Genomic DNA, 13,478 nt, shown 5'->3' with positions numbered 1-13,478 from the left:
TGACATGGCCATTCCAATCACATCCCCCCGCTCCCCCCACCGAGGCTTCGGAGGCACGCCATGCCTGTGCACAGATCCGGCCCGACCCGGCGCACCCCCAGCGCGCTGATCGGCACGCTCGCCGCCCTCCTCACCGCCCTCCTCACCGCGACCTTCGCACTGTCCGGCCCCGCGTCCGCCGACGACGACCCGGCGGTGGGCGGCGGCACGAAGGCCGTCCCCCTCCACCCCGAGGAAGACTGGGCGGGTTCGCAGATTCTCAAACACGAGGGCGGCTCCACGACCGGCGAGCCCCCGTCCGACCTGCTCGCCACCGTAGAAGGCGTGGACGTCAGCAGCCACCAGGGCAACGTCGCCTGGTCGACCCTCTGGAGCAGCGGGGTCAAGTTCGCCTACGTCAAGGCGACCGAGGGCACCAGCTACACCAACCCGTACTTCGCCCAGCAGTACACCGGCTCGTACAACGTCGGCATGATCCGCGGCGGGTACCACTTCGCCCTGCCGGACAACTCCTCCGGCGCCGCCCAGGCCGACTACTTCGTCGACCACGGCGGCGGCTGGAGCAAGGACGGCAAGACGCTGCCGGGCGCGCTGGACATGGAGTACAACCCCTACGGCGCCACCTGCTACGGCAAGAGCACCAGCGCGATGGTCAGCTGGATCAAGGACTTCACCAGCACCTACAAGTCGCTCACCGGCCGCGACCCGGTGATCTACACCTCCACCAGCTGGTGGAAGACCTGCACCGGCAACTCCAGCGCCTTCGGCGGCGTCAACCCGCTGTGGATTCCGCGCTACGGCTCCTCCGTCGGCGAGCTGCCGGCGGGCTGGGACTTCCAGACCATCTGGCAGTACACCTCCTCCGGCCCGACGGTCGGCGACCACAACCTGTTCAACGGCGCGATCGACCGGCTGAAGGCGCTCGCCAACGGCTGAGCCGACGGCCACGACGCCCCCCACACACGGCGCTCCTCGCCCTCCAGTGCACGGACAGGTCTGTCTGTACGCTGGAGGGCACCGGCCGTACCCCCGGCCCCTCCCGAGGAGCATGATCATGAGCGGCATCCGCCCCTCCGCCCACGACCGCATCCTGTCCACGGCGACCGAGCTGTTCAACGCCCATGGGATTCGGGGCGTCGGAGTGGACCGGATCATCGCCGAGTCGGGCGTGGCCAAGGCGACGCTGTACTCCCACTTCCGCTGCAAGGAAGACCTCGTCCTGGCCTATCTGCGCACCTCGGACACCTTCTGGCGCGGGGCGCTGACCGGGGCCGCCAAGGCCGCCGGGCCCGATCCGCGCGACCAGCTCACCGGCCTCTTCGACGCGCTGAGCGCGGCGACCCTGCGGGACGGCTTCCGCGGCTGCGCGTTCACCAGGACCGCGGGCGAGACGGAGCCGGGCAGCGCCGCGCACACCGCGACGGCCGAGCACAAGCGCACCGTACGGGCCTGGCTGACCGAGCTGGCCCGGGCGGCCGGAGCCGACGACCCCGCGCAGCTCGCCCTGCGGATCTCGCTCCTCGTCGACGGCGCGATGGCCGCGGCGGCGCTGGAGCCCCGGCCGGAGATCGCGGAGGCGGCACGGAACGCGGCGCGGGCGCTGATCGCGGAGGCGTGCCCGGCGCGGGTGTAGCCCCCTCGGATACGGCGATCGGATACGGCGAAGGGCCCGGTCGCGTACGAGCGACCGGACCCTTCCTCTCTCCCCTTCCGCCTTACGCGACGGCGAGATCGCGCTCGCGCGGCACCCCGGACGCCAGCAGGGCGCGGTAGCGCTCCTGGTGCACGGCGAGCTCCGCGTCGTCCAGCCGTAGCGTGCCGTGGACGACGAACGGCTCCTCGTACGCCATCCCGGAGATGTTCGCGGTCGCGTCGAACGTCTTGAGCAGGTCGACGACCGTGAAGCGGTTGAACCCGCCGGGCCGGTACATCTCCTCCGCGCCCCCCGTCGTGGTGGCGACGAGCAGCGCCTTGCCGCGCAGCGAGGTGCCGTTCGTGCCGTACGCGAAGCCGTACAGGAACACCTCGTCCAGCCACTTCTTCAGCAGCGGCGGCGCCGAGTACCAGTAGAAGGGGAACTGGAGCACGATCCGGTCGTGCTCCAGCAGCAGCCGCTGCTCGCGCTCGACGTCGATGTTCAGATCCGGGTAGGCGGCGTACAGATCGTGGAACGTGACGCCGTCCACCGGCCGGGCGGCCTCGGCGAGGGCGGCGTTGGCGCGTGAGGCGGCGAGGTCGGGGTGGGCGAAGACGACGAGAGTGCGCACGGCTTTCCTCCGCTGGGAAGCTGGGAACGACATACGAACAGACAGGTCTGTCTGGTTCGCCGCCAAAGCTACCAGACAGACCTGTCTGCCTCCTGCTCCTATCAGTCCCGGGGGAACTCGTCGGTCTTGAGCGTCAGGCCGACGACGTCCGTCAGGTTGAGTTCCTTCCCGAAGGGAACGGACAGCTCGGTGAGGTATTCGCAGCCCTTGGGCTCGGTGAACAGACGACACCTGCCGGTGTACGGGTCGGCGATCAGATAGACGGGGACTCCGGCCTCCGCATAGGTCGCCCTCTTCGAGCCGTAGTCGTTGGTGCCCGTGCGCTTCGAGATCACCTCGGCGACGAACTCGACGTCCTGGTAGCGCCAACGCCCTTTGGAGTCCTTGGCGGCCCCGTCGGCCAGCAGCGTCACATCGGTCGCGAAACCATTGAGGTGGCCGGGGTAATCGATGCGGACATCCGACTTGATCCGCCTGCGCGGGTACATCGTCCGCAATTGCTCGACGATATCCAGGATGATCTCCCAGTGGGTGTCCCGCTGCGGCGACATGAAGATGTTCCCCTCGACAATCTCGACCTTGACTCCCTCGGGGACGGGCATCTTCTCGAGCGCCTCGAACATCGCGTCCAAGGTCAGCTCGTCGCTGCTGTCGGCCATCTCGATCCTGCCAGTGTCGATCTGAGCAATCTCCATGACGGTCACTGTGCCGCTCCTCCCCGCCGCACGCCCATACGCATGCGACCGGTTAGTCCAACGATACGCACGGCGCCAGGTCACGCGTGGCCCGGAATCCCGTTCGACACGGGGTTCCGGGCCACGGCCACCGATGGCGTCCGTCACGCCGCCACCGGGACCTCCGGGGCGTTCGCCGAGGCGGGCTGGAGGGCCAGCTCCAGGACCTGGCGGACGTCCGCGACCGGGTGGACGTCGAGCTTCTCCAGAACCTCGGCGGGCACATCGTCCAGGTCCGGCTCGTTCCGCTTGGGGATGATCACGGTGGTCACCCCGGCCCGGTGCGCCGCCAGCAGCTTCTGCTTGACGCCGCCGATCGGCAGCACCCGCCCGGTCAGCGAGACCTCGCCCGTCATCGCCACATCCGGCCGCACCTGGCGGCCCGACAGCAGCGAGGCCAGGGCGGTGGTCATGGTGACCCCCGCGCTCGGGCCGTCCTTGGGCACCGCACCGGCCGGGACGTGGAGGTGGATGCCGCGTTCCTTCAGATCGCCGACCGGAAGCTCCAGCTCCGCGCCATGGGAGCGCAGGAAGGACAGGGCGATCTGGGCGGACTCCTTCATGACGTCACCCAGCTGGCCGGTCAGGGCCAGCCCCGCGCCGCCCGTCTCGGCGTCCGCGAGCGACGCCTCCACGTACAGCACGTCGCCGCCCGCGCCCGTCACCGCGAGCCCGGTCGCCACTCCGGGGACGGAGGTGCGGCGCTCGGCGGGGTCCTGCGCGGACTCCGGGGTGTGGTGCGGCCGCCCGATCAGCGGACGCAGCTCCGCCACGCCCACCGTGAACGGCAGCTCGCGCTCGCCCAGTTCGTGCTGGGCCGCGACCTTGCGCAGCAGCCGCGCGATCGAGCGCTCCAGGGTCCGTACGCCCGCCTCCCGGGTGTACTCCCCGGCCAGCTTGCGCAGCGCCTCGTCCGCCACCTCGACCTCGCCCGGCTCCAGACCGGTGCGCTCCAGCTGCCGGGGCAGCAGGTGGTCGCGGACGATAGTGACCTTCTCGTCCTCGGTGTAGCCGTCCAGACGCACCAGCTCCATGCGGTCCAGCAGCGCTTCCGGAATGGCCTCCAGGACGTTGGCCGTGGCCAGGAAGACCACGTCGGACAGGTCGAGTTCGACCTCCAGGTAGTGGTCCCGGAAGGTGTGGTTCTGCGCCGGGTCCAGGACCTCCAGCAGGGCCGCGGCCGGGTCGCCGCGGAAGTCGGAGCCGACCTTGTCGATCTCGTCCAGGAGAACCACCGGGTTCATCGAACCCGCCTCCTTGACGGCCCGTACGACGCGGCCGGGCAGCGCGCCGACGTACGTACGCCGGTGGCCGCGGATCTCCGCCTCGTCGCGGACGCCGCCGAGCGCGACCCGGACGAACTTCCGCCCCATCGCGCGGGCCACGCTCTCGCCGAGGCTGGTCTTCCCGACGCCGGGCGGGCCGACGAGCGCCAGCACGGCACCGCCGCGCCGCCCGCCCACGACTCCGAGGCCGCGGTCGGAGCGGCGCTTGCGCACCGCCAGGTATTCGGTGATCCGCTCCTTCACGTCCGCCAGGCCCGCGTGGTCGGCGTCGAGCACCGCCCGGGCGCCGGGGATGTCGTACGCGTCCTCGGTGCGCTCGTTCCACGGCAGCTCCAGGACGGTGTCCAGCCAGGTGCGAATCCAGCCGCCCTCGGGGCTCTGATCGCTGGCCCGCTCCAGCTTGTCGACCTCCTTCAGCGCCGCCTCGCGCACCTTCTCGGGCAGATCGGCGGCCTCGACGCGAGCCCGGTAGTCGTCGGACTCGTCCCCGGGATCGCCGTTCAGCTCGGCCAGCTCCTTGCGCACGGCCTCCATCTGCCGCCGCAGCAGGAACTCGCGCTGCTGCTTGTCGACGCCGTCCTGGACGTCCTTGGCGATCGACTCGGCCACGTCCTGCTCGGCCATGTGCTCGCTCAGCCACGTCACGGCCAGCTTGAGCCGGGCCACCGGGTCGGCGGTCTCCAGCAGCTCCACGCGCTGGGCGACGCTCAGGAAGGGCGAGTATCCGGAGTTGTCGGCGAGCTGCGAGACATCGTCGATCCCCTGCACCCGGTCCACGACCTGCCAGGCGCCGCGCTTGCGCAGCCAGCTGGTGGCCAGCGCCTTGTACTCCTTCATCAGCTCGGTGACGGCACCGGGCAGCGGATCGGGCACGATCTCCTCGACCGTGGTGCCCTCGATCCACAGCGCGGCCCCGGGCCCGGTGGTCCCGGCCCCGACCCGCACCCGCCGCACCCCGCGGATGAGCGCCCCGGGATCACCGTCGGACAACCGGCCCACCTGTTCGACGGTGCCGAGCGTGCCGATGCCCGCGTACGTCCCGTCGACACGCGGCACCAGCAGCACCCGCGGTTTCCCGCCATCGGTCCGCGCGGCGGCCTGCGCGGCCTCCACCGCGGCGCGTACATCGGTATCGGAAAGGTCCAGAGGCACCACCATGCCGGGCAGCACGACCTCGTCATCGAGAGGCAACACGGGCAGGGTGAGCGGTGTGGACAGCGAAGCCATGATCTCCCCTTCGGCAGGCAAGTTGAGCTATGCAGACTCAATGCCGAGAAGGGCTCAGGTGTTCCCGGAACCGTGTTCGCTGTGAGCGATCACCCGCGCCGCTGAGCGGCCCGGCGGGCGTAGGGCCAGCAGGTGATGCCGATGAGCAGGGCGAGGGCGTGGCCCCAGTCGGTGAGGGGGTCGGCGCGCACCAGGCTTCCGGCGATCAGTACCGCGCCGATCCCGCCGGTCAGCGCCCAGCGGGGGCGGGGCGGCAGGAGTCCGGCGAGGGCGCCCGCGCAGGCGACCAGGCCGTAGCTGACGCCGTAGTCGAGGCGGCGCAGCGAGCTGTCCGGGAGCTGGCCGACGGCGACGGACGCGGCGACCGGGATCTCGGTGAGCAGCGTCGCGAGGACGTGGCCGAGCAGGAAGACCCCGGCGGTGCGCAGCCCGCCGACGCGGCGTTCGAGCGCGCCGAGCACGAGGAGGAAGACGACCAGGTAGGGGGAGGTGATGCCGCCCACCACCCACAGCCCGCTGGCCAGCAGGGTCAGCAGCGGCCGCTGGGAGAGGTGGGCGACGTCGGTGCTGGAGACGGTGAGCAGGGCGTGGACGGTGCGGGGGTCGCCGAGGTGGGCGTAGAGGCCGGTGCCGAGGAGGATCAGGGAGTAGCAGAGGGTGAACGGCGCCGCGGTGAGGTCGGGCAGGAGGCTCCTCAGCCGGGGCCACACCGGGGCCGGTGACGCCGATGTCGTCATCGCGAGCCCCTTTTCCTCGTCTTCACTCGTCACGGGCGTGTGGTGTCATCCGCGTATCCCCGCCCCGCGCGGGTGCGGCGTATATCCACGCAGACCTCTCAACAACGACCGGCCCATGAGTCATCTCACCCGTCGCGCGATGTGAAGGCCGCCACATTTGCCGCCACATTTGCGCCACATCTATTGGTTGGACCACGGCCCGCCACGGCGCGAGGATGAGCGCGTCAGCGCACGCGAGGAAGCCCGGGAGGCCTGCCCCATGCAGTCGCCGTACGACATCGCCGACGACCGGCCGGTGACCGTCGACCGCCGGGAGGGGCCCTACGGCGAGGTCGTGCTGCGGCGGCGGGGCGGCGGCGCCGGTGAGGGCGGCCGCGGCGACGACGCCGTCTTCGAGATCATCGCCAATGGGTGCTTCCTGATGGACACCGCCGACGGCCGCTCCGAGCGCCTGCTGATCCGCTCCGCGCTCGGCGCGCTGCCGCCCGGCCGCCCCTCCCCCGCGCTGCTGATCGGCGGCCTCGGTGTGGGGTTTTCGCTGGTCGAGGCGGTTTCCGAGCCGCGGTGGGGGCGGATCACGGTGGTCGAGCGGGAGGCGGCGGTGATCGACTGGCATCGGGACGGGCCACTGGCCGCGGTGTCCGGCGAGGCGCTGTCCGACCCGCGGGCGGAGATCGTCCACGCCGATCTGGTGGAGCGTCTGCGCACCGCCGAAGAGGGTGCGGGACCCTACGACGTGCTGTGTCTGGACATCGACAACGGCCCCGACTGGACCGTCACCGAGGACAACGACGGGCTGTACTCCCCCGCCGGGCTCGCCGCCTGCGCGGACCGTCTCACCCCCGGTGGCGTACTGGCCGTGTGGTCGGCCCAGCCGTCACCCGCGTTCGAGCGGGCTCTCCGGAATGCCGGGTTCACACAGGTGCGTACAGAAGAGATCACCGTTGCCCGGGGTGTGCCCGACGTGGTGCATCTCGCGGTTCGAGGCGCGTAGCCGAGCCGCGTAGGCTGCCCTTACGCTTGCTTGCCTACGAAAAGTGGCCGGGAAGTGACCAGGCGCGGAGGCGTGGGTTTCGACACACGCGCGAACGGTAGGCGGCCGCGGATTCACGGGAACGACGCAGGGGCGGGCGTATGGAGCAGATGCACAACGGCCACAACGGGGGCGCCACGACCACCCCGGGGGCGCAGCGCCGAATCCTCGTCGTCGAGGACGACCCGACCATAGTGGACGCCATCGCGGCCCGGCTGCGCGCCGAGGGATTCCAGGTGCAGACCGCCGCGGACGGCCCGGCGGCCGTGGACACGGCGGAGGCGTGGCAGCCCGATCTGCTGGTCCTCGACGTGATGCTGCCGGGCTTCGACGGGCTGGAGGTCTGCCGCCGGGTGCAGGCGCGGCGGCCGGTGCCGGTCCTGATGCTGACCGCGCGGGACGACGAGACCGACATGCTCGTGGGCCTCGGGGTCGGCGCCGACGACTACATGACCAAGCCGTTCTCGATGCGCGAGGTGGCGGCCCGGGTGCACGTCCTGCTGCGGCGGGTCGAACGGGCGGCGCTGGCCGCGAACACCCCGCGCAGCGGGATTCTGCGGCTGGGCGAGCTGGAGATCGACCACGCCCAGCGCCGGGTGCGGGTGCGCGGCTCGGACGTCCATCTGACGCCGACCGAGTTCGACCTGCTGGTCTGTCTGGCGAACACCCCGCGCGCGGTGCTCTCCCGGGAGCAGCTGCTGGCCGAGGTGTGGGACTGGGCGGACGCCTCCGGCACCCGGACCGTGGACAGCCACATCAAGGCGCTGCGCCGGAAGATCGGCGCGGAGCGCATCCGTACGGTGCACGGCGTCGGCTACGCCCTGGAGACGCCCGCGGCATGACGAAGCCTCCCGGGACCCCGTGGGATCTGGACCGGCACCTCCGGCGGGTCCGGAGCCTGCCCCGGAGCGAGCGGATACGCAGCACTTGGGGCCGGGTGTGGGAGGCGCTGCGGCCGTTCGACCCGTACCGCTCGGTCAAGGCGGCGCTGGGCGCGCTGGTCATCGGGTCGGTCATCATCACGACCCTGCTGGTGTTCGCGGCGATGCACTCGGACACCGAGCTGCGCGTAATCACGGTCTTCTCGATCATCGCCTCGCTGCTGATCACCCAGTTCGTGGCGCACGGGCTGACCGCGCCGCTGGACGAGATGACCGAGGTCACCCAGGCGATGGCGCACGGTGACTACACCCAGCGGGTAGGGGCGGCCCAGCGCCGGGACGAGTTCGGCGACCTGGCGAGTTCGTTCAACCGGATGGCGGCCGATCTGGAGGCGGTGGACACCCACCGCAAGGAGCTGGTCGCCAACGTCTCGCACGAGCTGCGCACGCCGATCGCGGCGCTGCGGGCAGTGCTGGAGAACGTCGTGGACGGCGTCTCGGAGGCGGACCCGGAGACGATGCGGGTCGCGCTGCGCCAGACCGAGCGGCTGGGCCGCCTGGTCGAACAGCTGCTCGACCTGTCGCGGCTGGACAACGGCGTGGTGCCGCTCCACGCGCGCACCTTCGAGGTCTGGCCGTATCTGGCCGGAATCCTCAAGGAGGCCAGCATGGCCAAGGGGGCGGACGCGGGTTCGGGCAAGCACACCCGTAAGGACGTCCATCTCGACCTCGACGTCTCCCCGCCGGAGCTGACCGCGTACGCGGACGCCGAGCGGCTGCACCAGGTCATGGCCAACCTGATCGACAACGCGATGAAGCACAGCCCGGCGCACGGCCGGGTCAGTGTGCGGGCGCGGCGCGGTGAGGGGCCGGGGGGCCTGGAGCTGGAGGTCATGGACGAGGGCCCGGGCATCCCGGAGGCGGAGCGGCACCGGGTGTTCGAACGCTTCAACCGGGGCAGCCTCTCCCCCAACCTCCAGGGTCCGGCGTCCGGCACCCGCCCACGGCCCGGCCAGGGCAGCGACGGGGGGACCGGCCTGGGGCTGGCCATCGCGCGCTGGGCGGTCGATCTGCACGGCGGACGCATCGGGGTGGCCGAATCCCCTCGGGGCTGCCGGATCAAAGTCACCCTTCCGGGGGACGTCCAGAGATCAAAATTGACGTAAAGTCGGTGACGGAAGCGCACATCTGAGCGGTGTGGGTGCACTTTTGCGTACCCACATCCCGGACGGTTACAGCGGAACCACGTGTGTTTCCCGCCACGCCATGCGCTGAAACCCGCCGATGAGTGTGACTTAGACGACGTTGACCAGTGCGGCCTGCACGTAAGGGGTCAAGGGGCGTAGCCTTTATTCCCGCTGTCCACCACCTTGTGAAGCGGAAGAGGGCGGTTACCGCCGTGTCGCCACAGTCCCCCAACACCTCGAGCGTCTCGACCGACGAGCAGGACGGGCAGGGAACTAGCCCTGCCGCTGCCTTCGGACCCAATGAGTGGCTCGTCGACGAGATCTACCAGCAGTACCTCCAGGACCCGAACTCGGTCGACCGAGCCTGGTGGGACTTCTTCGCCGACTACAAGCCGGGCCAGGACACCGGCTCCGCGGTGGCCGCGCCACCACAGGGAGCGTCCGGAGGCGCTGCCCCGGCTCCCACCGCGGCGGCACCCGCCGCGGCCCAGCCCGCGAAGGCTCCGGCCCCGGCCAAGCCCGCGGAGGCGAAGCCTGCCCCGGCGCCCGCGAAGCCCGCCGCGGCGGCTCCCGCAGCCCCTGCGGCTCCCGCGGCGAAGGCTCCGGCCCCGGCCAAGCCCGCACCGGCCAAGCCGACCCCCGCCGAGCCCACGGCCTCCGCGAAGCCCGCGAAGGCCGAGCCCGCCGCCGGTCCCGAGCTGGTCACGCTGCGCGGCCCGTCCGCCGCCGTCGCGAAGAACATGAACGCCTCGCTGGAGCTGCCGACGGCCACCTCGGTCCGCGCGGTTCCGGTCAAGCTGCTGTTCGACCAGCGCATCGTCATCAACAACCACCTCAAGCGCGCCCGTGGCGGCAAGGTGTCCTTCACGCACCTCATCGGCTACGCCATGGTGCAGGCGCTGAAGGCGATGCCCTCGATGAACCACTCGTTCACCGAGAAGGACGGCAAGCCGACCCTGGTCAAGCCGGAGCACATCAACCTCGGTCTCGCCATCGACCTGGTCAAGCCCAACGGCGACCGCCAGCTCGTCGTCGCGGCGATCAAGAAGGCCGAGACGCTGAACTTCTTCGAGTTCTGGCAGGCCTACGAGGACATCGTCCGCCGCGCCCGCGCGAACAAGCTGACGATGGACGACTTCACCGGCGTCACCGCCTCCCTCACCAACCCCGGCGGCATCGGCACCGTGCACTCCGTGCCGCGGCTGATGCCCGGCCAGGGCCTGATCGTGGGCGTCGGCGCGATGGAGTACCCGGCCGAGTTCCAGGGCACGTCCCAGGACACCCTGAACAAGCTGGGCATCTCCAAGGTCATGACGCTGACCAGCACCTATGACCACCGCGTGATCCAGGGCGCCGCCTCCGGCGAGTTCCTGCGGGTCATGAACCAGCTGCTGCTCGGCGAGAACGACTTCTACGACGAGATCTTCAAGGCGCTGCGCATCCCCTACGAGCCGGTCCGCTGGCTCAAGGACATCGACGTCAGCCACGACGACGACGTCACCAAGGCGGCCCGGGTCTTCGACCTGATCCACGCCTACCGGGTCCGCGGCCACGTCATGGCCGACACCGACCCGCTGGAGTACCGCCAGCGCAAGCACCCCGACCTCGACATCATCGAGCACGGGCTCACCCTGTGGGACCTGGAGCGCGAGTTCGCGGTCGGCGGCTTCGCGGGCAAGACCATGATGAAGCTGCGCGACATCCTGGGCGTGCTGCGCGACTCGTACTGCCGCACCACCGGCATCGAGTTCATGCACATCCAGGACCCGAAGCAGCGCAAGTGGATTCAGGACCGCGTCGAGCGCAGCCACGACAAGCCGGAGCGCGAGGAGCAGCTGCGCATCCTGCGCCGCCTCAACGCGGCCGAGGCGTTCGAGACGTTCCTGCAGACGAAGTACGTCGGCCAGAAGCGGTTCTCCCTGGAGGGCGGCGAGTCCAGCATCCCGCTGCTGGACGCGGTGCTGGACGCGGCGGCCGAGTCGCGGCTGGACGAGGTCGTCATCGGCATGGCCCACCGCGGCCGCCTCAACGTCCTCGCCAACATCGTCGGCAAGTCGTACGCGCAGATCTTCCGCGAGTTCGAGGGCAACCTCGACCCGAAGTCGATGCACGGCTCCGGCGACGTCAAGTACCACCTGGGCGCCGAGGGCACCTTCACCGGTCTCGACGGCGAGCAGATCAAGGTCTCGCTCACCGCCAACCCCTCCCACCTGGAGGCGGTGGACCCGGTCGTCGAAGGTGTCGCCCGCGCCAAGCAGGACATCATCGGCAAGGCCGGCACGGACTTCACCGTCCTGCCGGTGCAGCTCCACGGGGACGCGGCCTTCGCGGGCCAGGGTGTCGTCGCGGAGACGCTGAACATGTCGCAGCTGCGCGGTTACCGCACCGGCGGCACCGTGCACATCGTCATCAACAACCAGGTCGGCTTCACCGCCGCCCCGGCGGCGTCCCGCTCCTCGATGTACGCCACCGACGTGGCGCGCATGATCGAGGCGCCGATCTTCCACGTCAACGGCGACGACCCCGAGGCCGTCGTCCGCGTCGCCCGGATGGCCTTCGAGTTCCGCCAGGCGTTCAACAAGGACGTGGTCATCGACCTCATCTGCTACCGCCGCCGCGGCCACAACGAGACCGACAACCCCGGTTTCACCCAGCCGCTGATGTACGACCTGATCGACAAGAAGCGCTCGGTGCGCAAGCTCTACACCGAGTCGCTGATCGGGCGCGGCGACATCACACTCGAAGAGGCCGAGCAGGCGCTGCAGGACTTCCAGGGCCAGCTGGAGAAGGTCTTCACCGAGGTCCGCGACGCCATCTCGACCCCGGCCCAGCCCGAGGTCCCCGAGCCGCAGCCGGAGTTCCCGGTCGCGGTGAACACGGCGGTCTCCCAGGAGGTCGTCAAGCGGATCGCCGAGTCCCAGGTCAACGTCCCCGACCGGATCACCGTCCACCCGCGGCTGTTCCCGCAGCTCCAGCGGCGCGCGGCGATGATCGAGGACGACACGATCGACTGGGGCATGGGCGAGACCCTCGCCATCGGCTCGCTGCTCATGGAGGGCACCCCGGTCCGGCTCGCCGGACAGGACTCCCGCCGTGGCACCTTCGGCCAGCGCCACGCGGTGCTCGTCGACCGCGAGACCGGCGACGACTACACCCCGCTGCTCTACCTCACCGACGACCAGGCCCGCTACAACGTCTACGACTCGCTGCTCAGCGAGTACGCGGCGATGGGCTTCGAGTACGGCTACTCGCTGGCCCGCCCGGAGTCGCTGGTCCTGTGGGAGGCGCAGTTCGGTGACTTCGTCAACGGCGCGCAGACCATCGTCGACGAGTTCATCTCGTCCGCCGAGCAGAAGTGGAACCAGACCTCTGGTGTCACGCTGCTGCTGCCGCACGGCTACGAGGGCCAGGGCCCGGACCACTCCTCGGCCCGGATCGAGCGCTTCCTCCAGCTGTGCGCGCAGAACAACATGACGGTCGCCGCGCCGACGCTGCCGTCGAACTACTTCCACCTGCTGCGCTGGCAGGTCCACAACCCGCACCACAGGCCGCTGGTCGTCTTCACCCCGAAGTCGATGCTGCGTCTGAAGGCCGCGGCCTCGAAGACCGAGGAGTTCACCTCCGGCGCCTTCCGCCCCGTCATCGGCGACGAGACGGTGGACCCGGCGGGCGTCCGCAAGGTGATCTTCTGCTCCGGCAAGGTCTACTACGACCTCGACGCGGAGCGTCAGAAGCGCGGTGCGAAGGACACGGCCATCATCCGGCTGGAGCGGCTCTACCCGCTGCCGGGCGCCGAGGTCCAGGCCGAGATCGCCAAGTACTCGGGCGTCGAGAAGTTCGTCTGGGCGCAGGAGGAACCGGCCAACCAGGGCGGCTGGCCGTTCATGGCCCTCAACCTGATCGACCACCTGGAGCTGTCGGTCGGCGCCGACGTCCCGGCGGCCACGCGGCTGGTCCGCGTGTCGCGCCCGCACTCGTCCTCGCCCGCGGTGGGGTCGAACAAGCGGCACCAGACGGAGCAGCAGGCGCTGGTGAGCGAGGCCTTCGAGATCTGAGGTCTCCTGCCCGTACCGGAAGGCCCGGCCCCCGCGATGCGCGGGAGCCGGGCCTTCCGGCGTAAGTGACG

Annotated in this window: 10 protein-coding genes; 6 read left to right on the top strand and 4 right to left on the bottom strand. The window is 70.5% G+C overall.

Annotation, left to right across the window (positions count from 1 at the left end):
• Positions 1 to 60: 60 nt before the first annotated feature.
• Positions 61 to 936 (top strand): lysozyme, encoded by an 876-nt coding sequence (locus ABZ370_RS22675; RefSeq protein WP_358623776.1) that lies wholly within the window; start codon positions 61 to 63, stop codon positions 934 to 936.
• Positions 937 to 1,054: 118 nt separating this feature from the next.
• Positions 1,055 to 1,633 (top strand): helix-turn-helix domain-containing protein, encoded by a 579-nt coding sequence (locus ABZ370_RS22670; protein WP_358623774.1) that lies wholly within the window; start codon positions 1,055 to 1,057, stop codon positions 1,631 to 1,633.
• An 82-nt stretch (positions 1,634 to 1,715) separates the two neighbouring features.
• On the opposite strand, the gene ABZ370_RS22665 is transcribed toward ABZ370_RS22670, so the two are convergent.
• The 4 genes from ABZ370_RS22665 to ABZ370_RS22650 form a co-directional block, all read right to left on the bottom strand.
• Positions 1,716 to 2,267, bottom strand: coding sequence for an NAD(P)H-dependent oxidoreductase (locus ABZ370_RS22665; protein WP_358623772.1), 552 nt, complete (start codon positions 2,265 to 2,267; stop codon positions 1,716 to 1,718).
• 101 nt (positions 2,268 to 2,368) lie between these two features.
• The gene (locus ABZ370_RS22660; protein WP_358624108.1) at positions 2,369 to 2,962 is read right to left on the bottom strand and encodes a Uma2 family endonuclease; all 594 of its coding nucleotides are present in this window, start codon (positions 2,960 to 2,962) and stop codon (positions 2,369 to 2,371) included.
• 143 nt (positions 2,963 to 3,105) lie between these two features.
• Positions 3,106 to 5,514 carry an endopeptidase La gene (lon, locus tag ABZ370_RS22655; RefSeq protein WP_358623770.1) on the bottom strand — a complete coding sequence of 803 codons (2,409 nt, stop codon included), beginning with the start codon at positions 5,512 to 5,514 and terminating at the stop codon, positions 3,106 to 3,108.
• A gap of 89 nt (positions 5,515 to 5,603) precedes the next feature.
• Complete coding sequence (locus ABZ370_RS22650) at positions 5,604 to 6,284, bottom strand: rhomboid-like protein (RefSeq protein WP_358623767.1); 681 nt, start codon at positions 6,282 to 6,284, stop codon at positions 5,604 to 5,606.
• 226 nt (positions 6,285 to 6,510) lie between these two features.
• Here ABZ370_RS22650 and ABZ370_RS22645 point away from each other — a divergent pair, with 226 nt between their 5' ends.
• The 4 genes from ABZ370_RS22645 to ABZ370_RS22630 all read left to right on the top strand — a co-directional run bounded on the left by ABZ370_RS22645 (position 6,511) and on the right by ABZ370_RS22630 (position 13,407).
• The gene (locus tag ABZ370_RS22645) at positions 6,511 to 7,245 is read left to right on the top strand and encodes a spermidine synthase (protein WP_358623764.1); all 735 of its coding nucleotides are present in this window, start codon (positions 6,511 to 6,513) and stop codon (positions 7,243 to 7,245) included.
• A gap of 140 nt (positions 7,246 to 7,385) precedes the next feature.
• Complete coding sequence (locus tag ABZ370_RS22640) at positions 7,386 to 8,126, top strand: response regulator transcription factor (protein ID WP_358623761.1); 741 nt, start codon at positions 7,386 to 7,388, stop codon at positions 8,124 to 8,126.
• Positions 8,123 to 9,331 (top strand): ATP-binding protein, encoded by a 1,209-nt coding sequence (locus ABZ370_RS22635; protein ID WP_358623758.1) that lies wholly within the window; start codon positions 8,123 to 8,125, stop codon positions 9,329 to 9,331. Before ABZ370_RS22640 ends, ABZ370_RS22635 begins: the two co-directional genes overlap by 4 nt.
• Positions 9,332 to 9,564: 233 nt before the next feature.
• The gene (locus ABZ370_RS22630; RefSeq protein ID WP_358623755.1) at positions 9,565 to 13,407 is read left to right on the top strand and encodes a multifunctional oxoglutarate decarboxylase/oxoglutarate dehydrogenase thiamine pyrophosphate-binding subunit/dihydrolipoyllysine-residue succinyltransferase subunit; all 3,843 of its coding nucleotides are present in this window, start codon (positions 9,565 to 9,567) and stop codon (positions 13,405 to 13,407) included.
• Positions 13,408 to 13,478: the final 71 nt, after the last annotated feature.

This window comes from Streptomyces sp. NPDC005962 (genome assembly GCF_040629205.1).
Lineage (GTDB): Bacteria > Actinomycetota > Actinomycetes > Streptomycetales > Streptomycetaceae > Streptomyces.
This window is presented reverse-complemented; position numbering and strand designations above follow the sequence as displayed.

Coding starts and splice junctions, on each gene's coding strand:
- ABZ370_RS22645 (WP_358623764.1), top strand. CDS start 6,511: ATGCAGTCGCCGTACGACATCGCCGACGACCGGCCGGTGACCGTCGAC.
- lon (WP_358623770.1), bottom strand. CDS start 5,514: ATGGCTTCGCTGTCCACACCGCTCACCCTGCCCGTGTTGCCTCTCGAT.
- ABZ370_RS22640 (WP_358623761.1), top strand. CDS start 7,386: ATGGAGCAGATGCACAACGGCCACAACGGGGGCGCCACGACCACCCCG.
- ABZ370_RS22675 (WP_358623776.1), top strand. CDS start 61: ATGCCTGTGCACAGATCCGGCCCGACCCGGCGCACCCCCAGCGCGCTG.
- ABZ370_RS22670 (WP_358623774.1), top strand. CDS start 1,055: ATGAGCGGCATCCGCCCCTCCGCCCACGACCGCATCCTGTCCACGGCG.
- ABZ370_RS22635 (WP_358623758.1), top strand. CDS start 8,123: ATGACGAAGCCTCCCGGGACCCCGTGGGATCTGGACCGGCACCTCCGG.
- ABZ370_RS22660 (WP_358624108.1), bottom strand. CDS start 2,962: ATGGAGATTGCTCAGATCGACACTGGCAGGATCGAGATGGCCGACAGC.